Below are 26,161 nucleotides of genomic sequence, written 5' to 3' on the forward strand. Positions count from 1 at the left end.
GACAGAGGGAGAAGACCATGGAATTCACTCGAGTTGCGCGCTCCGGACAGGTTTCCGAAGGCATCGTGCGCCGCTTCTTCGCCGGCGAACACGAGTTCGCCGTGGCCCGCCTGAACGGGAAGGCCTACGCCACCTCCAACTACTGCACACACCTGGACTGCCTGCTCTCGTCCGGGAAACTCGTCGACGACGGCATCGGATGCTCCTGCCACGGAAGCGTATTCGATCTGGAGACCGGGGAACCCGTGTGCCCACCGGCGACGGTGGCCATCAAGACCTACCCGGTCGAGGAACGTGACGGCGAGATCTTCGTCGGCATCGACCCCGACGACACCAGTTCCATCCCGCGCCGGCGGGCCGCGCGGGGGTGCATGAAGTGAACCGTCGACCGTCCACTCTCTCCGCCGACGGCATGGTCTCGTCCAGTCATCCCGCGGCGAGCACCGTAGGTGCCCGCGTACTGGCCGACGGAGGCAACGCCATCGACGCGACGTTGGCCATGGCCGCGATGACCTGGCTGACGTTGCCGGGGCAATGCGGGATCGGCGGTGACGCGTTCGCCGTCGTCCGCGAACCGGACGGATCGGTGTGGACGATCGGGGGCAGCGGCTTCGGGCCCGACGGCGGTGACGTGGACTTCTACACCGAACGCGGGCTGCGGTCGATTCCCCTCGACGGGGCACTGGCGGTGGCGGTTCCCGGGGCGCCGGCCGCCCTCGGTGCGTTGCACGCGGGTGGCGCCACGCGCTCGCTGACGGACCTCTGGGCACCGGCCGTGCGTGCGGCGGAGAAGGGGCTTCCCTGCTCGGCCAAGACTCGCGACGACGTGCGAGAAGCGCAGACCGCGATCGCCGCCGACCCCGGACTGCGTGCGGTGTATCTCCCCGGCGGGCGGTTGCCGCAGGTCGGGGAGCTGCTGCCGCAGCGCGACCTGGCCCGGTCCATTCGTGCACTGGCGCGCGACGTGCATGGTTTCTACACCGGTTCGTTCGCTCGGCAGGCTGTCGAGGCGCTCCGCGCCGGTGGGGCGCCGTTCGGCGGGGACGAGTGGGCGGCAGGCGCCGACGTGCGACCGGAGGCCGCGATCAGCGGAAACTACGCCGGTGCTGTCGTTCACCAGACACCCCTGCCCACCCCTGGATGGATGGTGCTCCAGCAGGCGGCGCTGAACGACAGCGTCGTCGGCTTCTCCCCGTGGCTCACCGCTCCGGCCGTCGATCGCATGGCGAGAGCAGCCCGTCTGGCCTTCGAGGATCGGTTCGCGACGTGCGGTGCCGGCAACGACGGGTGGAGGGACGTGCTCCAGCCGGCCGCGATCGGGGAGGCGAGAGACCGGCTGGACGGCCGGCGGGCGTCGTCGGGCGCCTTCAGCGTCAGCGCCGGAGACACCACCTCGACCGTCGCGGTGGACTCCGACGGCCGTGCCGTCAGCTTCATCCACTCGCTCGCCTTCACGTTCGGCGCCAAGATGACCGTCCCCGGCACCGGAGTGGTGCTGAACAACCGATACGGCCGCGGGTCCTACTTGATCCCGGGACATCCCAACGCCGCGGCGCCGCGGCGTAAACCGCTGCACACCCTCAATGCGTGGGTGATCACCGATACGTCCGGGAATCTCCTGCACGTCGGGAACACCCCGGGCGGGGACGGGCAGGTGCAATGGAACATGCAACTGATCTCGCACCTGCTCGATCACGGGCTCGACCCGGCGGAGGCCGTCGCGGCACCCCGCTTCACCGTCTTCCCCGGCAGTGACGCCGATGTGGTCGGTCGCCCGGCGGAGCTGCGCTGCGAGTCCCGCATTCCGGAGGAGGTGCGCACCGAGTTGGAGCGCCTGGGTCACGACGTCGCACTGCAGGGTCCGTGGGCCGCCGGTGGAAGCGCGCAGATCATCACCCTCGACGCCGCGCGCGGCCTGCTGTCCGGCGCCGCCGACCCCCGCCAGGAAGGAATTGCACTCGGTGTCTGAGCAGGAATCCATCGCCGCCGCCCCACGGCCACAGGGCCGCTACATTCCCGCTGTCGTGCACGACGGGATCGCGTACAGCGCCGGCATGACGCCACGCCGCGACGGGGTGCTGACGGTTACCGGCATCGTCGGACGGGACCTGGACATCCCGCGGGCCCGGGAGGCGGCCGGGGTGGCGGCGAGAAACGCGATCGCCGCCGTCGCCGCGGCTGTCGGCGGAACGGCGGCCATCTCCCGGTGCCTGCGCATGAGCGTCTTCGTCGCGTGTACCCCGGACTTCCGCGAGCTGTCCGCGGTGGCCGACGGCGCGTCGGACGTGCTGGTCGAATGCCTGGGATTCGACGCGTTGCCGGTGCGCAGCGCGATCGGCGTGTACGCCCTGCCGTCCGGCGCACCCGTGGAGATAGAGCTCACAGTGGCTGTTCGCGCATAGACCCGCACCCATCTCCGGAGTATAAATACATCTTGTGTCTATGTTGTATTCCGCCGCGGAGCAGGCCTATCGCGAGGTCAAGGAGCTCATCCTGTCGGGCGGTCTGCCCGGCGGTGAGCTGATCAGCGAGGGCGAGATCGCCGGGCGCATGGGGCTCAGCCGTACCCCGGTGCGCGAAGCCTTCCTCCGGCTCGAGTCCGAGGGCTGGATGCGGCTGTACCCGAAGCGGGGCGCGCTCATCGTGCCCGTCGCGGACGGCGAGGCGGAACACGTGGTCGACGCCCGGCAGCTCGTCGAGACGCACAGCGTCCGGGTGCTGGCCGACCAGCCCCACGCCCGCGAACTCCTCGTCGCCCGCCTGCGCGAGAACCTCGTGGAGCAGCGGGAGATCGCCGAGCGCGGCGACGTCGCCGCCTTCAGCGCCGCCGACGCCGACTTCCATCGGATGATCGTCGAGGCGGGCGAGAATCCGCTGCTCGCGACGTTCTACTCCAGCATCCGCGAGCGTCAGCGCCGCATGACGGCACACTCGATCACCCGTGATCCGGGACAGCTGCCCAGGATCATCGCCGACCACCAGCAGCTGACCGAACTCGTCGAAGCGGGCGACGCCGCCGGGTTCGACGCCGCGGTGCTCGTCCACATGCGCCAGGTCCACGCCCTCAACCCGAGAGGAGTTGCGCGATGACCGTCGTCCGCGAATCCCCGATGGAGGTGCCGGAGGCCCTCGCGTCGCCGCGCGCCTGGCTGCTGGTGGCCGCGACCATGTTCGCGGTCGCGTGGGGCGGCAACGAATTCACGCCGCTGCTCGGCATGTACCGCGCCGATCGCGGCTTCTCGCCGGTCACGGTCGATCTGTTCCTGTTCGCCTACGTTGTCGGGATCGTCCCCGCCCTGCTCCTCGGCGGACCACTCTCCGACCGACTGGGACGGCGGCCGATCCTGCTCCCGGCACCGTTCCTGACGATCGCCGGTTCCGCGCTCCTGGCCCTCGGCGCCGACTCCGCGGCGATGCTCATCGTCGGCCGCGTCCTGTGCGGTATCGCGCTCGGCCTCGGCATGGCCGTCGGTGGCAGCTGGGTGAAGGAACTGTCCTCCGCGCCGTGGGATCCCGCGGCCACGGAGGGTGCCGGTGCGCGACGGGCAGCGATGAGCCTGACCGGCGGATTCGGCCTCGGCGCGGGCGTCGCCGGCGTCCTCGCGCAGTGGGCGCCACTGCCGAGTGTCCTGTCCTACGTCGTGCACAGCGCGATCGCCGTCGCCGCTGCCGTCGCACTGTGGCGGGCCCCCGAGACCCGGGCGGCCCAGCCGGTCTCCGAACGCGTCTCGCTCGCCCGCGACCTCGCGATCCCGTCCGCCGCCCACAAGCGATTCCTGTTCGTGATCGCACCGCTCGCACCATGGGTGTTCGGTACGGCGGCCGCCGCCTACGCGGTGCTGCCGTCGCTGATGTCCGGGAACACCGGTGGGCTGCCGCTCGCGTTCTCGGCGCTCATGTGCATGGTCGGTCTCGGGGCGGGATTCGCGATCCAGGCACTCGGCCGCAAGATCGACACCCCCCGCAACGCGCGTGCCGTCGTGGTGTCACTCGTCGTCGTCCTCGCCGGAATGGGCGTCGCCGCCGTTGCCGCATCGGCGCTGACCGTTCCGCCCGCGCTCGCCGCCGCCGTCGTGCTCGGCTGCGGATACGGCATGGCCATGGTGTCGGGACTGCAGGAGATTCAGCGGATCGCAGGACCGGACGACCTGGCCGGACTGACCGCCGTCTTCTACTCGCTCACGTACCTGGGATTCGGGACGCCCGCCGTGATGGCCTATCTGTCCGAGACGTTCCCGGCGGTGACGTACCCGAGAATGTTCGTCTTCGGCACGGTCGCGGCCGCGGGCTGTCTTGCGCTCGCCCTCACGAAGTGGCGCGCGCACCTGCCGCACCCGGAGTGAGCGCAGCTCACATCGGCGGCAGAGTCTTCTCGCCGAGCCAGGAATCCCACAGCCGGCGCAGCGGCTCGTCGGTGAAGTGGGTGGCCAGGTCGGTGAATTGCTCGCTCGTGACGGTGGAGTGGCGATGGGCCAGCGTCCACTGCCGCAGCAACCCGAAGAACTTGTCGTCGCCGAGCCGGCGTCGCAAGGCGTGGAGTGTGAGAGCGCCGCGCTTGTAGACGCGGTCGTCGAACATCAGCTGCGGTCCCGGATCGGCGATCACCAGGTCCTGCGGTTTGCGGGCCAGGCCCTGATGCGCCTGCAGGGCGAGCTGGTGCGCGGAATGTCCACCGGAGTTCTCCGACCAGATCCACTCCGCGTAACAGGCGAAGCCTTCGTGCAGCCAGATGTCCCGCCACTGGCCGAGCGTCAGGCTGTTGCCGAACCACTGATGGGCCAGTTCGTGCGCCACCAGACGTTCGGACCAGCGCCGCCCGGTGCAATGGTTGGCGCCGAAAATCGACAGTCCCTGCGCCTCGAGCGGGATCTCCAGCTCGTCGTCCGTCACGACCACCGTGTAGTCGGCGAACGGGTAGGGACCGAACAACCGGGAGAACACGTCCATCATCTGAGGCTGCCGGCCGAAGTCCACGTCGAACGTCGGACGCAGCCGCGGCGGATGGACGGCGAACATGGGAACACCGCCGGAACCGAGGCTCCGGCGTTCGTACGGTCCGATCTGGATGGTGGCCAGGTAGCTCGCCATCGGCTCGGTCTGCTCGTACACCCACGTCGTCTGGCTGGCCCGAGTCTGCTTGCTGACCAGCGCACCGTTGGCCACCGTGTAATACGGCGAATCGGTCGTGATCGCGATGCGGTAACTCGCCTTCGAACTCGGGTGGTCGTCGCACGGGAACCAGGACGCCGCCCCGTTGGGCTGACTGGCGACGAGCGCGCCCTCGGACAGCTCCTCCCAGCCGACCTCGCCCCACACGCTGCGGATCGGTTTCGGCGAACCCCCGTACTGGACGGTGAGCACGAGGGCGCCGCCCGCGGGGATCGCCTGCGCAGGCGTGACGATCAGCTTGCCGTTCCGGTGTAACCACTTCGTGTTGCGGGAACCGTTGGTCGCGACCTTCGTGACGTGCAGGTTGGACGCCAGATCCAGGGCGAATCGGGAGCGAGCCTCCGTGGTGACCGCGGTGATCGTGGCCTTGCCTGTCAGCCGGTTGCTGTGAACCTTGTAGGTGAGGTCGAGTTCGTACCGGGACACCCGGTATCCGCGGTTGCCGTTCTGGGGGAGGTACGGGTCGACCGGCTCGTCGATCCCCTTCTCGGCCTTCACGTCGCCGCCCAGGGGGCGATCGGATTCCCCTGCCAGCGCGTGGACTGCGGCACGGTGTCGCCGCGCATGACGAGTGAGGCAGGGCCGACCGTGGCGCCTTCGCCGATCCGGGCGGCGGGCAACGCGACACAATGCGGCCCGAGGGTGGCGCCGGCTCCGAGGATGACGGTGTCCATGGACATGATCCGATCATGGAACAGGTGAGTCTGCACGACACACCCCCGTTCCACGGTCGCGCCGTCGCCCAGCGTCACCAGATCCGCCTCGGGGAGCCAATAGGTTTCACACCACACACCCTTGCCGATGGTGGCGCCGAGACCCCGCAACCAGACGTTGAGCACGGCGGTGCCGGTGGCGGCACGGGCGAACCAGGGTGCGGCGACGGTCTCCACGAAGGCGTCCGACACCTCGTTCCGCCACACGAACGAACTCCACAGCGGGTGTTCGATCTTCCCGATCCGACCCACCACCAGCCACTTCGCGATCACGGAGATCAGCCCGGCGACCGCGCCCGCGACGAGGAGGACGACACCGCTGGCCAGCGCCGCGAGCCAGAAGCCGATGTGGTGAGCCATCACCTGCAGCGCGAACAGCACGCCGAGGCCGATTCCGAACGTCACCGTCACCGGGATGAGGCGGCACGTCTCCACGACCGCACGGGCGATCTTGAGCCGGACCGGGGGGCGGAACGTGCGGGAGGCGTCGGTGTCGCCGGGCGCCCTGCGGAGACGGACCGGGGGACTGCCCAGCCAGGAGGAACCGGATTTCGCCTTCGACGGCGTGGCCGAGAGCACCGCGACGAGACCGTTCTTGGGCACGCGCCGACCCGGACCGGTCATTCCGGAGTTGCCGAGGAAGGCGCGCTTGCCGACCTTCGCGTGTTCGATGTGCATCCAGCCGCCGCCGAGTTCGTAACTCGCGATCATCGTGTCGTCGGCGAGGAATGCGCCGTCCGCCACGGTGGTGAACTTCGGCAGCATGAGGACGGTCGACGCTTCCACGTTCTTGCCGATCCGGGCGCCGAGCAGCCGCAGCCATCCCGGCGTCAGGAGACTCGCATACAGCGGGAACAGGAACGTGCGGGCGGAGTCCATGAGTCGTTCGGTGGCCCACACCTGCCAGCCGATGCGACTGCGGACCGGGTGATACCCCTCGTGCAGCCCGATGGACAGCAGCCGGACGGACACGACCGTGAGGAGGGCGAATACGGCGAGGCTGACGAGCGTCGCGACGGGAAGGATCACCAGCGACTGGAGTACGGCGGATCCGATCGTGCCGGCGTCGCGGATCCACCAGCCGATGACTACGATGCCGGCGACGAGGGCGAAGATCGGCAGTCCGGCGATGAGCATCGACGTCACGCCGAACGCGGGAACCCAATAGGCCGCGCGGCGCGGGGTCTCCTCGGGCCACGGGTGGACGGCCTTGCCGACCTTGACCGCCGGTGAACCGGCCCAGTGCTGATTGGCCTTGACGCGTCCGAACACGGCGGAACCGGCCTCGACTTCGGCGTTTCGCCCGATGGTGGCGCCGGGAATCAGCGTGGACCGGGCGCCGACCGACGCACCCGGACCGATCTTGATCGCACCGATGTGGACGACGTCGCCGTCCACCCAGTGCCCGGACAGGTCGACCTCGGGTTCGATGGAGCAACCGTCGCCGAGCTCGAGCATGCCGGTGACCGGCGGGAGCGTGTGCAGGTCGACCCCCTTGCCGACCTTGGCGCCGAGCGCCCGCGCGTAGTAGAGCATCCACGGCGCGCCAGACAGGTTCGCGGCGCCGCTGGCCTCGGTCAGGCGCAGCGCCACCCACAGTCGCAGGTGTTCGCTGCCGCCTCGGGGATACGTTCCCGGCTCGAGTCCGCGCAGCAGGATCCGTGAGCCGATCACCGAGATCGCCATCCGGCCGACCGGGCTGATGAACGCGAAGAACGCGAGCAGAATCCACCACCACGACACCGTGGGCGCCCACGACACCGTCGTGAACCACGAGAAGACGTTGTTGGCGATGGCCAGCCACGTGACCCACTGCAGGCCGGTGAGCGTGGTGAGCGGAACCGTGGCCGCGATCTGCGCGAGCTGGCTCCGACGCGGAGTCGGCGTGACGATGCGGGGTTCGGCGGCGTCGATCGGCGCCAGCTCGTCGAGGTATTCCGCGAGCGAACCGAGCCGCGGATGGTCGTAGAGTTGCGCGACCGTCACTTCGGGGAACCGTTCGCGCAGTGCCGTGACCAGCTGGGCTGCCGAGAGGGATCCGCCGCCGAGCTCGAAGAAGTCGTCGTCGGGGCCCGTGATCTCGGCGCCGAGAATCGCCGTCCACAGCCCCGCGACCCAGGCCTGCGTGCCCTCGAGACCCAGTTTCTCCGCGGCGTCGTCGATACCCGGCGGGGGCCAGGGCAGGGCGTTCCGGTCGACCTTGCCCGACGTGCGGGTGGGCAGTTCGTCGACCAGGACCAACCGGGGAACCAGCGCCCCCGGCAGCTGCTCGGTGAGCGCCGCGTGCGCCGCCTTGAGGTCGAAGTCGGGGTTGGTGCTGACCAGGTAGCCGACGAGTACCTGGTGACCGGCTCCGGTCCGGCGCACGGCCGCGGCGGCGCCGCCGACGCCGGGAAGGTTCTGCAGAGCGTTGTCGACCTCGCCCAGTTCGATCCGCCTGCCGCCCAGCTTCACCTGATCGTCCGCGCGACCCTGGAACAGCAGTCCGCGTCGGTCGAGGCGGACGAGGTCGCCGCTGCGGTAGGCGCGATCCCAGCCGAGGGTCGGCATCGGCGCGTACTTCTCGGCGTCCTTCGCGGGGTCCAGGTAGCGGGCCAGGCCGACACCACCGATCACCAGTTCGCCCACCTCGCCCTCGGGTACGGGTTCACCGGATCCGTCGACCACTGCGAGATCCCAGCCGTCCAGCGGCAGACCGATGCTGACCGGACCCCTGCCGTCCATCAGGGCGCCGCACGCCACGACGGTCGCCTCGGTGGGGCCGTACGTGTTCCACACCTCGCGTCCGTCGACGGCGAGGCGTTCCGCCAGCTCCGGTGGGCAGGCCTCGCCGCCGAAGATCAGCAGGCGCACGGCCTCGAGGGCCTCGGCGGGCCACAATGACGCGAGGGTCGGCACCGTCGAGACGATGCTGACGTCGCGCGCGACGAGCCACGGGCCCAGGTCCATGCCGCTGCGCACCAGGGACCGGGGCGCGGGCACGAGGCAGGCGCCGTGACGCCACGCCAGCCACATCTCCTCGCAGGACGCGTCGAACGCGACCGACAGTCCGGCCAGCACCCGGTCGCCGGGCCGGATCGGGTCTTCCTGCAGGAACATCCGGGCTTCGGCATCCACGAACGCCGCCGCGTTGCGATGGTTCACCGCGACACCCTTGGGGGTGCCGGTGGAACCGGAGGTGAAGATGATCCAGGCGTCGTCGTCGACGGTGGGCGGGCGGGCGCTCGGCGAGTCCTCCCGGGCCGGCGCGGTGCCGGCGGTGATGCCCGACCCGGTCATCACACACCGGACCAGTGCCTCACCGAACACGAGTTCGGCGCGTTCGTCGGGGTCGTCCGCGTCGACCGGCACGTAGGCGGCGCCGACGGCGAGAGTCGACAGGATGGCGACGTAGAGCGAGCAGGACCCGGACGGCATGCGGATTCCGACGCGATCGCCGGCCCCGACTCCCGACTCGGCCAGGACCTCCGCGGTCTGCCGGATCTCCTCGAGCAGTTCCTGGTAGGTGAGCGACGTCGAGCCGTCGTCGATCGCCGGGGCTTCGGGGTTCGCCTCGGCCGTCGCGAACAGGATGTCGACGAGGGTGCGCGGCGCCGGTGCGAATTCACGGCGGAGGAATTCCCGGGGTATACGGAGCGACAGGTCCGAATCCGTCGGCGACTGGAGAGACAATCCAGAATTCCTTCTCTGAGCGGGTGGTGGTGCGTACGGCTCGTTATCTCACGATCAAGTGGCCAGATGGTGAACAGTTGGTGGTTCGTAGGGCTTCGTCGTCCATTCTTCACCCGCAGGTGCCGGTTCTCTCGCCGCACGTGTCGAAGTTCGTCCCTCTTCTTCGTCGTCTGGTCAGAAGGAGCACCCGAGTTCCTTCTTTTCGAGGAAGGATGACCTCATGTACTACCTGGCATTGCTGGCGGACGAGAAGAACGCCACCGAATGGGCACCGGACAGTCCGGAGTTCGCGGTGGCCGTTGCGCGCCACGAGGCGTTCACGGAGAGAGCGGGCTCCGCGATCGTCGGAGGTGGTGCCCTGTATCCGAGCGCGGAGGCGGCGACCATTCGGAACGAGGGCGGCCGGACGCTGATCACGGACGGTCCGTTCGCGGAGACCGCGGAGGTGATCGGCGGTTACTACGTCCTCGAGGGATCGGACCTGGACGAGGTGCTGAATGTCGCGCGGCACATCCCCGAGGCGATCATCGAGTTGTGGCCGATGTTCGAGTGGATGCCCGTGACCGATCAGAAAGGCTGCTGGATGGCGCTGCTCCGCGAACCGGTGGCGGCGGCGGTGGCGCCGGGCACACCCCAGTGGGACGAGGGAATGGCCGAGCACGAGAAGTTCGGTCGGCTTGCCGGGTCCGCGGTGCGTGGCGGCGGAGCCCTCTATCCGCCGGACTCCGCGACGACGATCCGCGTTCGCGACGGGGAACTCCTTCTCACCGACGGCCCCTTCGCCGAGACAGCCGAGGTCGCGAACGGCCTGTACGTGCTCGCAGCCGACGACCGGGAGAGTGCGATCGCGTTGTCGGCGAAGATCCCGGTGACGCCGAAGGGCTGCATCGAACTCCGGCAGATCGTCGCCTACTCCGAGTAATGGACGGCGACACGCTGAGCCGCGTCTTCCGGGAGGAGTCCGGTCGGGCGCTGGCCACCGTGGCACGGATGGTCGGCGACCTGTCCCTCGCGGAAGACGCGGTGCAGGAGGCGTTCGCCGAGGCGATCCGCAGCTGGCCGGAGGCGGGTCTGCCGAAGAACCCGGGAGCCTGGATCACGACCGTCGCCCGCAACCGGGCACTGGACCGGTTGCGCCGGGAGTCGTTGCGCGGCGACAAGGAGCACGATGCGGCGCGGCTCGTTCCCCCTCCGGACGAGGAAGAGGTGTGGCCGGTGCGTGACGATCAGTTGCGGCTCATGTTCACCTGCTGCCATCCCGCGCTGTCCCCGGAGTCGCAGGTCGCGTTGACTCTCCGCCTGGTGGCCGGGCTGCGGCCGGCGGAGATCGCCCGGTTGTTTCTCGCCCCGGAACCGACCGTGTCCCAACGGCTCAGCCGTGCGAAGTCGAAGATCCGGACGGCCGGTATCCCGTTCCGGGTCCCGCCCGACCATCTGCTGCCCGAGCGCACCCCGCAGGTGCTCGCCTGCATCTATCTGGTGTTCACCGAGGGCTATTCGGCGACGTCCGGCGACACCGCGATCCGGGACGAACTCTGCGAGGAGGCGCTGCGCCTCGGCCGGTTGCTGTGTGAGCTGATGCCGGACGAGGGTGAGGCGTGGGCGCTGATGGCGCTCATGCTGTTTCACGACAGCAGGCGCGCTCAGCGAACGGACGTCGTGGGTGATCTCGTCCCCCTCGAGGAGCAGGACCGTCGGCGCTGGGACCGGGCGAAGATCGAGGAAGGTGTCGTGTGCCTGCAGGCCGCACGGCGCAGGGGAGGTGGTCCGTACGGCGCGCAGGCCACGATCGCGGCCGCCCACGCGACGGCGCCGAACTGGGCGGCCACCGATTGGAACGCCGTCGTCGCCGGATACGACGAACTCGGCACGTACGGTGACTCGCCCGCCGTTCGTCTCAATCGCGCTGTCGCAGTGAGCTTCCGCGACGGCCCCGACGCCGGACTCGCCGAGTTGGACGCGCTCGCCGGTGAGCCGAGGCTGGCGCGAACGCACAACGTGCACGCGACCCGCGCCGACCTGCTGCGCCGAGCGGGCAGGCCCGCGGAGGCGAGCGCGGAGTACCGCGCCGCGATCGGCCTGGCGGCGAACGAACCGACCCGGCGATTCCTGGCGAGGCGGCTCGCGGAAGTGGACAGCGAGAACGGTGCCCGCTAGATCCGCCCGCGAGGCTGGTGCTGGGTGATGCAGTGGATGCCGCCGCCCCGCGCGAAGATCTGCCGGGCATCGACCGTGACGACGCGGCGACCGGGGTAGACGCTCGACAGGATGTCGCGGGCGAGGGCATCGTGAGGGTCGTCGAAGCCGCACGCGATGACGCCGCCGTTGACGACGAGATGATTGATGTAGCTGTAGTCGACCCAGCCCTCCTCGTCACGCAGGACCGTCGGGGCAGGCACCTCGACGATCCGCCACGGCGCACCGGAACGGTCACGGCTGTCGGACAGAACTTTCAGGATCTCGGCGGACACCTCGTGGTCGGGGTGGGATCGGTCGCGCTGGGAGTGCACGAGAGCCACACCGGGTGCGGGCAGCGCTGCGACGATGTCGACGTGCCCCTTGGTGCCGAACTTCTCGGAATCTCGCGCGAGGCCGCGGGGGAGCCAGACGACGTGCTCGGCGCCGATCGTGCGCGCGAGTTCCGCCTCGACTCCCGCCGCGTCCAGGCCGGGGTTGCGCAGCGGGTCCAGTTGCACGGTCTCGGTGACGAGCACGGTTCCGCGACCGTCGACCTGGATCCCGCCGCCCTCGTTGACCATCGACGACGGGACCGCTTGCGCACCGGACCACCCGGTGACGGCCGCGCCGATCGACCGGTCGCGATCCCAGGTGGCCCACTCCTGCTGTCCCCAGCCGTTGAACGTCCAGTCGACGGCACCGAGTCGGTCGTCCTCGTCGAGGACGAACGTGGGTCCGATGTCGCGCATCCAGGCGTCGTCGAGGGGAGCCTCGACCACATCGATGTCCGCGGACAGATACTGCCGGGCGACGTCCCGATCCGCCGGATCGACGACCATGGTGACCGGCTCGAATTCGGCGATCGTGTGGGCGACTGCCGTCCACGCGGTCCGCGCCTCGTGCGCGTCGTCCGCGGTCGCGGTCATCGAGGCCCCGAGGGGCGGGAACGCCATCCACACCCGTTCCTGCGGTTCGGTCTCGCTCGGCATCCGCCAGGTCATGACCGGGTCTCCGCGGCCGATACCGTCGTCGGAAGGCCGTAGGGGTGCTCGTGGTCCACGGGATCGGTCAGCCGGGTGTAGGTGTCCGGCCTGCGGGTGGTCAGGAACGGGAAGAGATCGAGCCAGTCCTTCCTCTGATCGAGGTCGAGATCGGCCACCAGGACCGCCTCCTCGTCGCGGGGAGCCGACACGAGCACGCGGCCGTACGGGTCGGAGATGAACGAGGAACCGTAGAAGTCGATGCCGCCCTCGTTGCCGCAGCGGTTCGGGACCACCATGAATGTGCCACTGGTGATGCCGTTTCCGACGATCACGTGCTGCCAGATCGGCTGGGTGTCGAAGGACGGGGCGCTCGGCTCCGACCCGATCGCCGTGGGGTAGACGAGGATCTCGGCGCCGCCGAGCGAATACATCCGCGCGACTTCGGGGAACCATTCGTCCCAGCACGTCGGCAAACCGAGTGCGGCACCGTCCAGTTCGGCCGGGCGGTAGACGGGGTAGGCGTCGTGGGCGGGACCGCCGCGGAAGTAGGTGTCCTCGTAGTAGCCGGCGCTGACCGGGATGTGCAGCTTGCGGGTCCGGGAGAGCAATTCACCGGACGGGGCGACGAGGATGGCGGTGTTGAAACCGAGACCGTCGGGGCCGTCGGCTCGTTCGTAGAGGGAGGCGTGGACGCAGACCCCGTGCCGGGCAGCAGCCGCGGCCGCGAAACTGTACGTGGGTCCGGTCGTGAGGTCCTCGGCGTCGCGGCCGGGGGTCCCGGTCGCGCGGGTGTCGGCGGGGTACTTCGACAACGTGAGTTCCGGCAGGAACACCACCGCAGCGCCGAGTGCGGCCGCCTCGCCGATCGCGTCGGTCAATTCGGTGCGCAATGCGTCCGCATCGGGACGCCAGCGGTGCTGCACCAGCCCGACCCGCAGCGGCGTGCGGGCAGATTCGGTGAAGCGCGCCGGTGAGGACGGCGCGGGCAGTGCGGTGATCGTGCGAATGGTCATCGTTATTCCTTCGGTCTGGATGTGATGGGAGTGTGGGGGGTGGGCTCGGACATCACGACGTCGATCGCGCCGAGCAGATGGGAGCGGGCGTCCTCGGTGGAGATCTCCTTGCAGAGCCACCGCCCGGACAGGCCTTCGACGAGGGCGGTCATCGTGACCGCGGTGGGCTGGGGGTCGAGCGAGCGGGAGATCTCGCCGGTGACCTGCGCCTGCGCGATCGCGTCGGCGATCTCCGACACCCACGCCGCGGTGGTCCGTGCGAGCGGCTCCCGCAGCGCCTCCTCGTACACGGCGGAGGCGCGTAACTCGTTCCAGGCCAACGAGTTTTCCACGACCTCGGGGCGGTCCTGGATCTCGCCGAGGAGGGAGCGGGTGAGCCGGTCGCGGGCGGAGTCGCCGGATCCCTCACCCTCGCTGCGGTAGGCGCGGGCACGGTCGTTGATGTAGTTCAGGGCGGCCTCGAGGAGGCCGATGCGATCCTTGAAGTGGTAGTACAGCAGTCCCGGCGACACGCCCGCGACCTCCGCGACATCGTTGACGCGAAGCCCGCGGATACCTCGTTGGGCAATGGCGGTGGCGCTGGCCTTCAGAATCGCATCGCGTCGCTCGCTCATCGGTGAATCTCCTTCGGTTCGTGTCGTCCTAGGACGTCGGCGCCTCGACCGGGGCCACGTGTTCGGGCCACAGTCGCAGCGCGACGAGGTAGCCGGCCACTGCGATGGCCGACGATCCGACAAGACTGACATCGACACCGTGCGCGATGTCGGCAAGGGGCCCGGAGTACAGCGACGTGTCGACGGCGAGGACGCCGAACACGGATCCGGCCGCCCACGGGATGACAGCGCGCAGATTCCAGCCGCCGGTGAACCAGTACCGCCCGCCCTTGCGGCCCAGGTTGAAGACCTGGAGGTCGACCGCGTCGTACTGCCCTCGCCTCGCAACAAGGAAGCCGGCGACGTTGATCGCCACCCACGGCGCGGCGAAACCGTTGAGCACCAAGGTCATCGCGGTGATCGAATCGACGGCGTCGACGACGAACACGCCGATGTAGAGCAGGGCGACCGCGAGCGCCGACGTGATCAGCGTGGTGTGGACGCGGCGCAACCGGGGGATCAGCGCCTCCAGGTCGAGGCCGCTGGCGTAGACGTTGAGTACGCCCTGCCCGAGTCCTCCCGCGAGAGCGACGAGGACGATCGGCAGCACGTACCAACCGGGCGCCTCCGCCACCAGGTCGGCAACGTAGGAGTTGCTCAGCGTGGTGAAGGTCGACGCGGTGAACGATCCGAAAGCGGCGGTCAGGAACAGCCCGAAGAAGATGCCTGCCATGGTGGCCGCGACGATCGAACGGTCGCTGAACCGCGCCCGGGAGATCCGCCTGCTGTAGTCGCCGAGCGTCGGGGCGTACGACAGCGGACCGCCGACGGCGAGGACCACGGCCAGAATCCAGGTGGGCCAGAATCCGCCGAGGAGATAGTCGCCGCTGCCCGCCCCGCCGTCGAAGCGACCACCGAACGCGAGCACACCGAGCAGGAGCAGCGCGGCGACGACGGGCAGCACGAACTTCTGGAGCGCGACCACCGTGCCGTGACCGAACAGCGCGACGGCCACGATCTCGGCGGCGATGATGCCGTAGCCGAGGGCGAGCATGCCGTTGTCGACCGGTGTGCCGAGTAGGCGGTGGGCGGCGGCGATCAGCGCGTCACCCGAGGTCCAGACCGCGATCGCGGCGTACGCGAGGGCGAAGAGCAATGTGAGCCCCGAGCCGATCATCCGTCCGCTCACTCCGAAGTGCGCACCACTCGACACGGTGTTGTTCGTGCCGGTGCGCGGGCCCAGGAGTGACAGGGGCGCGATGAGGAGCGTGCCGAGCCCGATGCCGACCGCGCTGGCCGCGATCGCGCTGCCGAACCCGAGTCCGAACGTGATGGGGAGCCAGCCGAACACGATCACCGAGAACGCCAGGTTGCCGCCGAAGAACACGGCGAGCAGGTTGAGCGGTCGCGAATCGCGTTCCGATTCGGGGATGTATTCCACGCCGATCGTCTCGACGTGTCCGAAGCGGTCCTCCGGTGGGGAGGGGGCGGTGTCGTCGAGGGGCGTCGTCGGGTCGAGATTCGTGGACACTGCGGACCTCACATTCCGGGGCGGAGGTGACTGTCATCACGTCCTGGTGGGTACCGAAGATATTCCAAACTGAAAATTCAGTCAATACCGGTGAGTGACGTGCGCCACCGAGCGTGGTTCGGAGTTTGCGCTGCTACGGCGACTGGACTAGATATATGTGTGACCGCTTGTCTCACGTATCCCTCTGTCATCGGAGTGCCTGTGTCTGCCGCCGCCATCAACAGTCGTTTCGCGAACCGGTGCCGGCTCGCCGCCGCGGGGACGGCGTTCGGGCTACGCGACGTCGAGGGTGGACGGTGAGGTCGCCGCTCGTCCGGTGGCAGCTGATCGGCTTCGTTCTCGTGGCCCTCATGGGCCTCGTCTACGTGGGTGCCAACTACGTGCGCCTGGGCAATATCCTCGGATTCGGCGAATACACCGTGCAACTCGAATTGGAGACGTCGGGCGGCATCTTCACCAATGCGGAAGTCACGTACCGCGGCGTGCCGGTCGGCCGCGTCGGGGCCATGTCCCTGACCGCGGACGGCGTCGTCGTCGAACTGAGGATCGACACGAGCACACCCGGCATTCCCGCCTCCGCGAAAGCCGTCGTGGCCAACAGGTCGGCGATCGGCGAGCAGTACGTCGACCTTCAGCCTGCCACCGATCGCGGGCCGTACCTGGCGGGCGGATCCCGTATCGCCGCCGTCGACACGTCGACGCCGGTTCCCGTCGAAGAATTGCTCGCCGGCACACAGGGATTGACGGAATCCGTGCCGATCGACGCGCTCCACACCGTCGTGACGGAACTCGGGGCGGCGTTGGACGGCAAGGGCGAAGACCTTCGGTCGCTCGCGGATTCGTTGTCCGGACTGTCGGCGTCGGGCGCCGAATCGCTCGATCGGACAGTGGCTTTGGTGCGCGACGGCCGCAGCGTTCTGGGAACGCAGTCCGAACAGTCTTCGGCGATCAAGGGTTTCAGTGCCGACCTGGACTCGCTCGCGGACCGGCTGCGCAGCAGCGACCCGGACGTCCGGCGGCTGATCGGCAACGGCAATCCGGCGAGCGATGAACTGGGGCAACTCGTCTCGGAGGCCGGGCCGGGTATCGCGACGAACCTCGCCAACCTGTCCGCTACGGCGAAGGCGGTCTCGGTGCAGGCCACGGCCCTGCGGACACTGTTCGTGTATCTGCCGGGGGTGGCGGCGGCGTCCTCGACCATTGCGCCCGACGACGGAACCGTGCACCTGGGTCTGGTGGCAGAGGCCAACAATCCGCCGTCGTGCACCGTCGGCTACGAGGGCACCCAGGCGATCCTCCGGGAGATGAAGCGGAACGATCCGAACTTCGACGACACGCAGCAGGACTTCCCGCAGAACACTGCCGCGTCCTGTGCGGCTCCGCAGGGCAGCCTCACCGGTGTCCGCAGCGCGAACCGGATCGTGTTCGGAGACCCCGCCACCGTGCAGCCGTGGGACTCCACACCCAAGAAGGACCCGAACAAGTTGGACCTCAACCCGATTGCGAATCAGCTCGCCCCGCTCCTCGGGGTGACCCCCAACTGACGCGAGTTCTCGGCCCGGATCCCGGACCCTCCCGGGCTCCGGGTTGACAACTGCGCGTCGATCCTGCAATCTTCGAAACAGGTCACGAGTACCAGCGTCAAGCCCCGGCTTGCTGGTCGGCAACCCTCCACCGCGGCGGGGTGCTCCGGGTGACGACCAGGCTGAGGTCCATACCGGACCCGGCAAGCGCGGACTCCGAGAGGGCACCGACCCTGCGACGAGTCCCTGACTACGAGGGATGTCGTGATGACTGCTGTATTGACCGCCGACGTGTGTGTTGCCCCCCTGGCTCAGGTTTCGGGCTCCGACCTGCGGGTTCCGCTCGTCCAGGGCGGCAATTGCACCTACGTCAACTTCGACTACGCCGCCAGCGCTCCGGCGTTGGCGCAGGTGACCGACCGAATCGGGGCACTGCTCCCGACGTACTCCAGCGTGCACCGCGGCGCCGGCTACGCGTCGCGGGTGTCGACCGAATGCTACGAGAAGGCCCGCGACTCGGTCGCCCGGTTCGTCGGAGCGGGTGAGGACCAGGTGGTGGTCTTCACCCGGAACACGACCGACTCGCTGAATCTGCTCGCCGGCTGCGTCCCTGGCAGCACCGTGGTCCTCGACATCGAGCACCACGCGAACCTGCTGCCGTGGAAGAACTCTCGCGTCGTGCGGGCGGCGGACACGCTGGACGAGACCGTCCGCCGGCTCGTCGCCGAACTGTGCTCCAAGCCCACCGCCCTGCTCGCGGTGACCGGAGCGTCCAACGTGACCGGCGAGGTGCTGCCGATCGCAGCCCTCGCCGAGGTAGCGCATCGTTGCGGCGCACGGATTCTCGTCGACGCCGCTCAGCTCGCACCGCACCGCCGCATCGACGTCGAGGAGTGGGGCGTCGACTACCTCGCCTTCTCCGGGCACAAGTTGTACGCGCCCTTCGGCGCCGGCGTGCTGGTCGGCCGCCGGGACTGGCTCGACGCCGCCGAGCCCTACCTCGCAGGCGGCGGCGCGGTCCGGAACGTGACCGTCGAATCCACCCAGTGGGCGCCCGCCCCGGCCCGGCACGAGGCGGGCACCCCTAACGTGCTCGGCGCAGCAGCGCTCGCCGCCGCGTGCGATGCGCTGTCCGAGCTGGACTTCGGCACGGTGGCCGAACACGAGGCGGCGCTCACCGGCCGCCTCCTCGACGGCCTCGGCTCCGTCGACGGCCTGGAGTTCCTGCGGCTGTGGTCGGACGCCCCCGACACCGTGGGGATTGTGACGTTCACGATCGACGGGTTCGAACCGGGAGAGATCGCCGCCTACCTGTCCGCCGAACACGGAATCGGAGTTCGCGACGGGCGTTTCTGCGCCCATCCGCTGCTGGGACGCCTCGGCAGGCCCGACGGCGCCGTGCGGGTGAGTGTGGGTCTCGGAAGCTGCTCCGAGGACGTGGATCGGCTGGTCGACGCGGTGCGCACGCTGGTGGCGGGGCGCCGGAACTGGACCTACGCCAAGGAGAGCGGCCAGTGGAATCCGGTGCCGGAGACGCGTTTTTCGCGGGACGCGCTAGTATGACCGCATGGCATCGCAGGCTGGGAGCGCAATGATTGCTCACTGGTGCCGTCGGCATGTCGATCTGTGCCGAACCGCCTCGGGTATGTGTTCGAGCTGACCGTTCTTCCAGCTCCGTTTCATTCACACGTCATTCCCGAGGAACCCTTATGTCTCGAGACAATGCCTTCGTTTCCCGTCCCCTTCGCGTCGCCGTCGAACTGACCGGCTCCGGCCACCACCCGGCGGCCGAGGGTGCCCCGGGCACGCGGCCGATCAACGGTGCGGACTACTGGGTGGACCTGACCGCCGACTCGACGGATCAGCTCGACCTCACGTCGTTCCCGCCGAACGTCGTCCGGATCCGGGCGTCCGATCTGCGTGAGGCGCAGCAGGAACGCGCGCGGATCCGCGCCGAACTCGTCGCCGACGGGCGCGACCCCGACAGCGTCACCGTCCTGGTGGACCTCGAGGTGCTCATCGCCGGAGAGGCCCGCGCCGCGCGCAAGGAGCTGGCCCTCCTCGACAGCGCACTGGATGCACCGCGTGCTCCGGTGTCGTTGCAGTACATCGGAACTCCGGTCGGCCTCGCCGGGCTCATCGCCGACATCCAGGCGGCCGGCGTCGCCGACGGTGTGACCCTGCTGCCGCTGTCACTGCCCAGGGTTCTGGAGCAGCTCGTCGACGGCACCCTCCCGTGGCTGGAGGAGCGAGGTCTCGTCACCTCCGCCGACGCCGTCGACGAAGCGCTGCGCCGCTTCGGCCTCCCCCTCCGCGAGCGGGTACTGGCGTCCTGACCAGGTCAGTTGCCGTTGTTCGCTGAACCGAGCGGAGTGGGCCGGTAGTACCGGCCCTCGTGATACAGCAGGGGAGCTGACGCGGAATCGTCGTCTGCCTCGGCATGGACGCGGGTGACGAGGCCGATGACGAGTGTGTGATCGCCGACGGGAATCAGCTGGTCCACGATGACCCGCAACCAGCTGGGAGTTCCGTGGAGGACCGGTTCGCCGGTGTCGAGTCGCGCCCAGAGCGACTCGTCGGTGAACCTCTGGTCGGCGCTTCGGGAGAATCGCTGAGCCAGGTGCTGCTGGTGCTCCCCGAGCAGATGGATCACCAGCGAATCCGCGGAATGCAGTGCCTCGATGCTGGACGAGGTGTTCGCGATGTTGAACGACACCAACGGCGGGTCCAATGACACGGACGAGAACGAGGACGCGGTGAACCCGACCGGGCCGGACCCCGAGTCGAGAGTCACGATGGTGACGCCCGCCGGGTGACGACGCAGGGCTGCGCGGTAATCCTCGGCGCAGATTCCGGGGGCGAGTTCAGGGTCGCGGGGGAGGTCCGAACCATCGACGGTTTCGGCGTTCTCGGCTCTGTCGGACAAATCATTCTCCGGGTCGGCCCGTGTGGGCACTGTGTCATTCTCGTTCACGTCACCCTTGTTCACGAGATCTGACGTCAACTATAGGGGCGTGAACCGCCCGGGATTCAGTCGACGTCGATCGCCAGGCCCGCGGTGATCCGCACCAACTCCGAGAAGGACGTGCGGAAGACCGTGTCCGGGTGCCCGGCGGCCGCCCACAGTTCCGCGTACTCGGACAGGGCGTTGTCGACGTACGTCGGAAGGTTCGTGGGATGTCCGAGCGGAGCGATACCCCCGATCGGCTGGCCGGTCGCGATCCGCACCATGTCGAGGGGCGCCCGGGTCAGATTTCCCTGCAGCCGTTTGCCCGTGTTCGCCAGATCCACCTCGTGCGCCCCCGACACGAGGAGCAGGATCGGATCGTCGTCCAGGAGGAACACCAGCGACTTGGTGATGGCCCCGATATCGACCCCCAGCGACTCCGCCGCCTCGGCCGCGGAGTGGGTGGAGTCGGGCTGGGTCACGATCACCCCATGGTGCCCTCGCGCGATCAGAGTCTCGGCGACATGCGCGGCGTGGGGGTGCAGGGGCGTCGGCATGAACCAAGAGTAGGTCCATTCCCCCGGTACGACATCAAGAAGCGTCGTCCGACACGACATCGGAACGGGGCGTAGTCGATTCCGGCTTCCGGAGGCGCCGGGCGGTGAACCCGAACAGCAGTCCGAGCCCGACCGCCGAGTAGAGCGCGAGGGCGAGCGCGGGCTGTCCGAGCCCCACGTCGTCGAAGTACACGATGCTGCGAATTCCCTCGGTGCCGGCGCCCGGGGTGATCCAGCGTCCGATGGCCGCGTAGAAGGCGGGGATGACGTTCGAACCGAACGCCCCGCCGGCGCTGGGATTGCCCAGAATGACGAAGACGGCGATCGCGAGAGGGACGGCGAGGATGCCGACCGAGGCGCGCAACCCCAGCGTGAACACGGCGGTGCCGAAGACGACGCCGGTTCCGAGGAGCCACAGCGGGAACCAGTGTCCTGCGAACGTGCCGAGCACGTGAGTGGTGATCAGGGCGCCGAGGGCGCCGGACAGCACGGCGTACCCGAGCAGGACAGCCGTGTGCGCGGACGCCTGACGCAGGGTTCGCGGGGCGCCGATGAACAGGCCGATCGCCGCCGCGAGCAGGTAGCCGCCGACCACCCAGCCGACCGCCAGATAGAAGCCGGAGAGTCCACGGTTGTCGTGCGCACCGACCGGAATTTCGTCGCGGACCGTGAACTGACGGCCCTGACTGTTCTCCACCTGGGCGAAGACCGATTCGAGCGCGCTGGAGATGGAGCTGCCGCCCGCGCTCGCCGTGATCAGGGTGTCGGGGCCGACGGGGTTCACGACGAACGCACCCTGGATCTCGCGGTCGTGAAGGAGCCGCCGGGCTTCCGCGGTGTCCGAGACGACACGGGCCCGCAGCGGCCGGCCGTCGATCGCGTCGAGCCGGTCGGCGACCTGCTGGTCCGTGCCTGTGGGCAGTCCCTCCGCTGCGACGACACCGATCTCGATGTCGCGGGGCGTGGGCTGATGGAACGCGGCCACGTAGCTGAGGATGAAGCCGAGCTGGAGGAGCAGAACGCCGAAGACCAGCGCGACCATCACCTTGGGCGCGCCGTACTTCGACACCGGACTGTCGTGGTGCACGGGAGCCTGGGTGGGGGATTCGCTGTCGGTCATGGTCATCGGACGTCCTCGATCCTTGTCGATACCGTGGGTATTGAATACCCTAGGTATCGTGACTGAAGATCGTCAACGGGACAGTCGTCACACCGAATGGGCGCCCACGCCGCGTCCCGGTCGTGACGTCGTGCGTCAGCGCCTCCTCGACGCGGCGGCGGAGGAATTCGCGGAACGGGGCTTCAGCGCGGCCAGGCTCGCCGAGGTGGCGCGCCGGGCCGGGTTCACCAAGGGGGCGGTCTATTCGAACTTCGAGTCGAAGCAGGACCTGTTCGCCGAACTCTTCGCGGCACGCTCACTCGAACTGGCGGGACGGGTCCTCGCCGAGATCGCCGGCATGAACCCCTCGGACGCCGCGGGCAAAGGCGGCGAGGCCGTCGCGTCGTGGATGGTGCGCGAACCGGGCTGGTCGCTGCTGGTGCTCGAATTCGGCGTGCTCGCCGCACGCGACCCGCAGATCGCCCAGGCCTACCTGCGGGAGCGGCGGCAATTGCGGGGAAAGCTCGTCGAATTGATCGGCGAGCGCGCGCGGGAGTGGGGGGTCGACGACACGTTCGACGTCCGCACCACGGCCATCTCGCTGATGGCGCTCATCTCCGGCCTCGTGCTCGAACACTCCGTCGACCCCGAGGAAGTGGATCAGTCGACGATGGGCGCCGCGGTCACCGCACTGTTCGCGGGCGCCGTCGCCAGGGCCGGGCTGACCTGATCTCAGGCGGTCTGGGCGACGACCCCGTCGAGGAAGCCGTCTATGTGGGCCCACGTGGAGTCCTTGGCCTTCGGGCCCGCGACGAGCCCGAGGTGGCTGCCCGGCGCGGACTCGAACCGCACCGACGGAGAACCTGTGAGCACGTCCGTCGCCGCCCGGACCGACGGGATCGGCGCGATGACGTCCTCGGTGCCGCCGATCGCGAGAACCGGCACCGCGAGATCGGCCAGCGCGATCGCGCCGTTCCGGGTCTGGAAACTCCCCGCGGCGAGCGCGTTCCCGAGGATCAGCTCGGTGCAGACCTGGCGGAAGAACCGCGCGGGATAACCCGGCATGTCGGCCATGAACCGGTCGATGGACTCCATGCGTGCCAGGGTCTCGGTGTCGTGCAGGTTCCGGGCGATGAACCACGGCTTGGTGAGCTCGCGCTGCAGTGCGGTGAAACGGTAGCTCGCCTGGACCAGCGGCGCGGGCAGCCCGCCCATCGCCCGCGTCGCGGTGGTGAGGGGGCGATCGCCCGTGAACCGGCCGACCATCCGCAGCGGCGCGATCATGGTCACCGACTCGTAGTCGATCGGCGTGCCGATCGCCGTCACCGAACCGATCGGCAGATAGTTTCGGCCCGCCGCCGTGAGCAGCGACATCGTTCCCCCGAGGCTCCAGCCGATCAGGTCGACGGGTGCACCGTCGTGGAGTCGGGACACGCGATCGACCGCCGTCGGGATGAAGTCGTCGATCCAATCCTCGAATCCGAGGCCGCGGTCCGAGTAGCCCATCGTGCCGTAGTCGACGAGATACGCCGCCTTGCCCGAACCGACCAGGTGCGCGGCCAGGCTCTGGCCCGGCCGGAGGTCGAAGCAGTGTGCGGGCGCCGCGAGCGGGGGCACGAGGAGGACGGGCCGGCCGCCGTCGGTCTCGGTGCTGTCGAATCGGTACAGGTCCTGATGGGGCGCCTCGTGGATGCGCGTCGACGGGGTTCGCTGGACCGGTGCGATTCCGCCGCCGAAGGACAGTCGCCAGGCGTTGCGGGTCAGCGTGTTCAGCGTCGGGTTCCAGGCGATGTCGAGCACGGATTTCCTCTCGTGGCGGCGCAGATCCTTCAGGTATCTGTGACGTCAACATACAGGTAATCTCGCGGTCGTCCGTCAGTGGGAGGCGAGCAGAACCCGCAGCACCGTCGCGGGCCGGAGCAGCGACCCCGGGCGGTCGAGCAGATGCGTCACCCGGAGGAACGCGGACCCCACGGCCGGGTCGACGGACGCCGCCCGATCGAGCCGGGACGTGTACGCATTGACCAACCGGACCCGCGCCGACCGCCGACCTGGCACGGCCGGGATCCGGAGGTCGTTGTCCACGGTGAGCGTCCACGCGGCATCGATACACCGGTTCGCCCCGCGGAGGAACCGGCGAGCGAGATGCGCGCGCCCCGACTGCAGGCAGTCCCGCAGGATCGTCGCCTCCACCGCGGCGACGCTCATGCCCTGGCCGTAGATCGGGTTGAACGAGCAGATGGCGTCCGCGAACGGCAAGTAATTCGACGGCAGATCGTCCGCGGAATAGTGCCGGCGGACGGTCGTCGGGATCCGGTAGCGCACGCCGTCGTCCACCGGCTCGGCCGTGCGCAGCGCGTCGTACATGTCCGGGGCGGGAAACGACTTCACGAAGTCGAGGAAGCCGTCCGGATCCAGCGGAGGCACGTCGTCCCCGTACCCGGCGAGAGTGACGATCCAGGTGCCGTCCTCCTGCACGCCCATGAAACCGCTGCGCGGACTCGACGGTCCCGGCGCCATCCCGATGCCGGAATCCCCGTCCAGGTGCGGCGGGTCGAGCCGGAAATGCCTCGTCGCGTAGCTGACGTCGACGGCCACCTGCGACTCGGACGGGGGCGCGAACCCCAGCTCCCCGAGCCGGGCGACGCTCTGCGAACTCCGGCCGGACGAGTCCACGACGAGATCGGCCGGGGCGACCTCCGGCGGGACGCCGCCCCGGTGCTGCACGGTCACGCCGGTCACCCTCGCGCCGTCGGCGGTGAGACCGGTGCCGTCGGACCGGTCCAGGATCCGCACGTTCGGCAGGGCCCCCACCCGCCGGCGCACCTGCCACTCGACGAGCGCCCGGCTCGCGAGAATCCCGGGAACCCCGCTGGTCTCGCGTGCCATCCGGTGTCCGTCGACGATCCACCGGATGTCGCCGAGCGCGTCGCCGCCGGTGGCGCCGAGGGCGAGGAGTTCGGCCACGAAACCCGGCAGGAGGTCCTCCATCGCGGACTGCCCGCCGGCGAGCAGGGCGTGCACGTGCCGGGCCTGCGGCACGCACCGGCGTGGGGTGGCCGTCTCGGGCAGGACGTCGCGCTCGAGGACGACGACGCTCCGGAACGCTCCGGCGAGAGCCGCCGCGGCAAGCAGTCCCCCCATTCCGGCGCCGACGACCACGGCGTTGCCGGCCGGGGTCGTCCGGTGCGTCATGGCGGCTGTCCGTTCACAAGACGGTGCAGAGACCTCCAGGGTATTTCGCCTGACCTCGAACAGCGGTGGTTACTCTGGAGTAATGACCGAACAGAAGACCTGGAATGCGTTCACCGTCGAGCGCAAGGATCACGTCGCGCAGGTGACGCTCATCGGACCCGGAAAGGGCAACGCGATGGGCCCGGATTTCTGGAGCGAGCTCCCCGAGATCTTCGGTGAACTCGACGCCGATCCGGACGTGCGGGCCGTGGTGATCGCCGGCTCCGGCAAGAACTTCTCCTTCGGTCTCGATCTTCCCGCCATGAGCGGCAGCTTCGGTTCCGTCCTCGCCGACAAGGCGCAGGCCGGCCCGCGTACCGCGTTCCACGACATGATCAAGCGGATGCAGTCCGGCATCAACGCGGTCGCCGACTGCCGCAAACCGGTGGTCGCGGCCATCCAGGGCTGGTGCATCGGCGGTGGCGTCGACCTGATCTCTGCGTGCGACATCCGCTACGCCAGCACCGACGCGAAGTTCAGCATCCGTGAGGTCAAGGTCGCGATCGTCGCCGACATGGGCAGCTTCGCCAGGCTTCCCGCCATCATCGGCGACGGCCATCTGCGGGAACTCGCGCTCACCGGCAAGGACATCGACTCCGGGCGCGCCGAGAAGATCGGTCTCGTCAACGGCGTCTTCGCGGACGCCGACGCCGTCCTCGCCGCCGCGCAGGAGACCGCGGCCGAGATCGCGGCGAACCCGCCGCTCGTCGTCCACGGCATCAAAGACGTCCTCGACCACTCCCGCGCGGCCGCCGTCGACGACAGCCTGCGCTACGTCGCCGCATGGAACGCCGCGTTCCTGCCGTCGCAGGACCTGACCGAGGCGATCACCGCCGTCTTCGAGAAGCGCGCCCCCGAATTCACAGGCGAATAGTCCGTCCGTCGGTACAGCCGCACTTCCGGAACGGGTGCGGTTGTACCGGTCGCAGAGGATTATCCGCAGGTAAAG

Annotated in this window: 24 protein-coding genes and 1 riboswitch; of the genes, 13 read left to right on the plus strand and 11 right to left on the minus strand. The window is 69.1% G+C overall.

Going from position 1 to position 26,161, the window contains the following annotated elements:
• The first annotated feature begins 17 nt into the window (after positions 1–17).
• Genes CJ177_RS24450 through CJ177_RS24470 form a run of 5 tightly spaced genes read left to right on the plus strand, consistent with a single transcriptional unit; the run spans position 18 to position 4,343 of the window.
• The gene (locus tag CJ177_RS24450) at positions 18–380 is read left to right on the plus strand and encodes a non-heme iron oxygenase ferredoxin subunit (protein WP_005245019.1); all 363 of its coding nucleotides are present in this window, start codon (positions 18–20) and stop codon (positions 378–380) included.
• Positions 377–1,969 (plus strand): gamma-glutamyltransferase family protein, encoded by a 1,593-nt coding sequence (locus tag CJ177_RS24455; protein WP_095868847.1) that lies wholly within the window; start codon positions 377–379, stop codon positions 1,967–1,969. Before CJ177_RS24450 ends, CJ177_RS24455 begins: the two co-directional genes overlap by 4 nt.
• Positions 1,962–2,402, plus strand: coding sequence for a RidA family protein (locus tag CJ177_RS24460; RefSeq protein WP_095868848.1), 441 nt, complete (start codon positions 1,962–1,964; stop codon positions 2,400–2,402). The genes CJ177_RS24455 and CJ177_RS24460 overlap by 8 nt, the downstream gene beginning before the upstream one ends.
• A gap of 40 nt (positions 2,403–2,442) precedes the next feature.
• Positions 2,443–3,090 carry a GntR family transcriptional regulator gene (locus CJ177_RS24465; RefSeq protein WP_025431735.1) on the plus strand — a complete coding sequence of 216 codons (648 nt, stop codon included), beginning with the start codon at positions 2,443–2,445 and terminating at the stop codon, positions 3,088–3,090.
• Entirely contained in the window at positions 3,087–4,343 is a 1,257-nt protein-coding gene (locus CJ177_RS24470; RefSeq protein ID WP_095868849.1) for an MFS transporter, read from the plus strand. Before CJ177_RS24465 ends, CJ177_RS24470 begins: the two co-directional genes overlap by 4 nt.
• Before the next feature lie 7 nt (positions 4,344–4,350).
• On the opposite strand, the gene CJ177_RS24475 is transcribed toward CJ177_RS24470, so the two are convergent.
• Positions 4,351–5,667: a M1 family metallopeptidase gene (locus CJ177_RS24475; RefSeq protein WP_179443279.1), complete on the minus strand. Its 1,317-nt coding sequence runs from the start codon at positions 5,665–5,667 to the stop codon at positions 4,351–4,353.
• A complete protein-coding gene (locus tag CJ177_RS24480; RefSeq protein ID WP_095868850.1) occupies positions 5,664–9,554 on the minus strand; it encodes a Pls/PosA family non-ribosomal peptide synthetase in 3,891 nt (1,296 codons plus the stop codon). The genes CJ177_RS24475 and CJ177_RS24480 overlap by 4 nt, the downstream gene beginning before the upstream one ends.
• 220 nt (positions 9,555–9,774) lie before the next feature.
• Between CJ177_RS24480 and CJ177_RS24485 the strand changes: the two genes are divergently transcribed.
• Together CJ177_RS24485 and CJ177_RS24490 are read left to right on the plus strand one after the other, a co-directional pair.
• Positions 9,775–10,476 carry a YciI family protein gene (locus CJ177_RS24485; RefSeq protein ID WP_005245010.1) on the plus strand — a complete coding sequence of 234 codons (702 nt, stop codon included), beginning with the start codon at positions 9,775–9,777 and terminating at the stop codon, positions 10,474–10,476.
• Positions 10,476–11,711 carry an RNA polymerase sigma factor gene (locus CJ177_RS24490; protein ID WP_095868851.1) on the plus strand — a complete coding sequence of 412 codons (1,236 nt, stop codon included), beginning with the start codon at positions 10,476–10,478 and terminating at the stop codon, positions 11,709–11,711. The genes CJ177_RS24485 and CJ177_RS24490 overlap by 1 nt, the downstream gene beginning before the upstream one ends.
• Here CJ177_RS24490 and CJ177_RS24495 read toward each other — a convergent pair.
• The 4 genes from CJ177_RS24495 to CJ177_RS24510 are packed head-to-tail and all read right to left on the minus strand — an operon-like array spanning position 11,708 to position 15,852.
• Entirely contained in the window at positions 11,708–12,733 is a 1,026-nt protein-coding gene (locus CJ177_RS24495) for an agmatine/peptidylarginine deiminase (protein WP_095868852.1), read from the minus strand. The genes CJ177_RS24490 and CJ177_RS24495 overlap by 4 nt on opposite strands.
• A complete protein-coding gene (locus tag CJ177_RS24500) occupies positions 12,730–13,728 on the minus strand; it encodes a nitrilase-related carbon-nitrogen hydrolase (RefSeq protein WP_061044551.1) in 999 nt (332 codons plus the stop codon). Before CJ177_RS24500 ends, CJ177_RS24495 begins: the two co-directional genes overlap by 4 nt.
• A gap of 2 nt (positions 13,729–13,730) precedes the next feature.
• Positions 13,731–14,342, minus strand: coding sequence for a TetR/AcrR family transcriptional regulator (locus tag CJ177_RS24505; RefSeq protein ID WP_061044550.1), 612 nt, complete (start codon positions 14,340–14,342; stop codon positions 13,731–13,733).
• Positions 14,343–14,370: 28 nt separating this feature from the next.
• Complete coding sequence (locus CJ177_RS24510; protein ID WP_095868853.1) at positions 14,371–15,852, minus strand: cytosine permease; 1,482 nt, start codon at positions 15,850–15,852, stop codon at positions 14,371–14,373.
• A 296-nt stretch (positions 15,853–16,148) separates the two neighbouring features.
• Between CJ177_RS24510 and CJ177_RS24515 the strand changes: the two genes are divergently transcribed.
• From CJ177_RS24515 to CJ177_RS24525, 4 genes are all read left to right on the plus strand, one after another.
• A complete protein-coding gene (locus CJ177_RS24515; RefSeq protein ID WP_095868854.1) occupies positions 16,149–17,396 on the plus strand; it encodes an MCE family protein in 1,248 nt (415 codons plus the stop codon).
• Between the two features lie 80 nt (positions 17,397–17,476).
• Positions 17,477–17,591: riboswitch (SAM riboswitch) on the plus strand.
• Positions 17,592–17,642: 51 nt separating this feature from the next.
• Complete coding sequence (locus CJ177_RS24520) at positions 17,643–18,938, plus strand: aminotransferase class V-fold PLP-dependent enzyme (RefSeq protein WP_095868855.1); 1,296 nt, start codon at positions 17,643–17,645, stop codon at positions 18,936–18,938.
• 28 nt (positions 18,939–18,966) lie between these two features.
• The gene (locus CJ177_RS49435) at positions 18,967–19,035 is read left to right on the plus strand and encodes a putative leader peptide (protein WP_369325290.1); all 69 of its coding nucleotides are present in this window, start codon (positions 18,967–18,969) and stop codon (positions 19,033–19,035) included.
• A 49-nt stretch (positions 19,036–19,084) separates the two neighbouring features.
• Positions 19,085–19,711: a hypothetical protein gene (locus tag CJ177_RS24525; protein ID WP_005244993.1), complete on the plus strand. Its 627-nt coding sequence runs from the start codon at positions 19,085–19,087 to the stop codon at positions 19,709–19,711.
• A gap of 5 nt (positions 19,712–19,716) precedes the next feature.
• Here CJ177_RS24525 and dszD read toward each other — a convergent pair whose 3' ends face one another.
• The 3 genes from dszD to CJ177_RS24540 form a co-directional block, all read right to left on the minus strand.
• Positions 19,717–20,301, minus strand: a complete 585-nt coding sequence (gene dszD, locus CJ177_RS24530; RefSeq protein WP_257014671.1) for an NADH:FMN oxidoreductase DszD — start codon at positions 20,299–20,301, stop codon at positions 19,717–19,719.
• 104 nt (positions 20,302–20,405) lie between these two features.
• Positions 20,406–20,879, minus strand: a complete 474-nt coding sequence (locus CJ177_RS24535) for a YbaK/EbsC family protein (protein ID WP_005244991.1) — start codon at positions 20,877–20,879, stop codon at positions 20,406–20,408.
• A gap of 34 nt (positions 20,880–20,913) precedes the next feature.
• Positions 20,914–22,005, minus strand: coding sequence for a hypothetical protein (locus CJ177_RS24540; protein ID WP_095868856.1), 1,092 nt, complete (start codon positions 22,003–22,005; stop codon positions 20,914–20,916).
• On the opposite strand from CJ177_RS24540, the gene CJ177_RS24545 reads away from it, so the two are divergent.
• Positions 21,998–22,708, plus strand: coding sequence for a TetR/AcrR family transcriptional regulator (locus tag CJ177_RS24545; protein ID WP_005244989.1), 711 nt, complete (start codon positions 21,998–22,000; stop codon positions 22,706–22,708). The genes CJ177_RS24540 and CJ177_RS24545 overlap by 8 nt on opposite strands.
• A 2-nt stretch (positions 22,709–22,710) precedes the next feature.
• Here CJ177_RS24545 and CJ177_RS24550 read toward each other — a convergent pair whose 3' ends face one another.
• Both CJ177_RS24550 and CJ177_RS24555 read right to left on the minus strand, forming a co-directional pair.
• The gene (locus CJ177_RS24550; RefSeq protein WP_005244988.1) at positions 22,711–23,778 is read right to left on the minus strand and encodes an alpha/beta fold hydrolase; all 1,068 of its coding nucleotides are present in this window, start codon (positions 23,776–23,778) and stop codon (positions 22,711–22,713) included.
• A gap of 75 nt (positions 23,779–23,853) precedes the next feature.
• Complete coding sequence (locus tag CJ177_RS24555; protein WP_095868857.1) at positions 23,854–25,173, minus strand: monooxygenase; 1,320 nt, start codon at positions 25,171–25,173, stop codon at positions 23,854–23,856.
• 82 nt (positions 25,174–25,255) lie between these two features.
• On the opposite strand from CJ177_RS24555, the gene CJ177_RS24560 reads away from it, so the two are divergent.
• Positions 25,256–26,086, plus strand: coding sequence for a crotonase/enoyl-CoA hydratase family protein (locus tag CJ177_RS24560; protein WP_005244985.1), 831 nt, complete (start codon positions 25,256–25,258; stop codon positions 26,084–26,086).
• Positions 26,087–26,161: the final 75 nt, after the last annotated feature.

Source organism: Rhodococcus sp. ACPA1 (assembly GCF_002300195.1).
In the GTDB taxonomy this organism is placed as follows: Bacteria; Actinomycetota; Actinomycetes; order Mycobacteriales; family Mycobacteriaceae; genus Rhodococcus_F; species Rhodococcus_F opacus.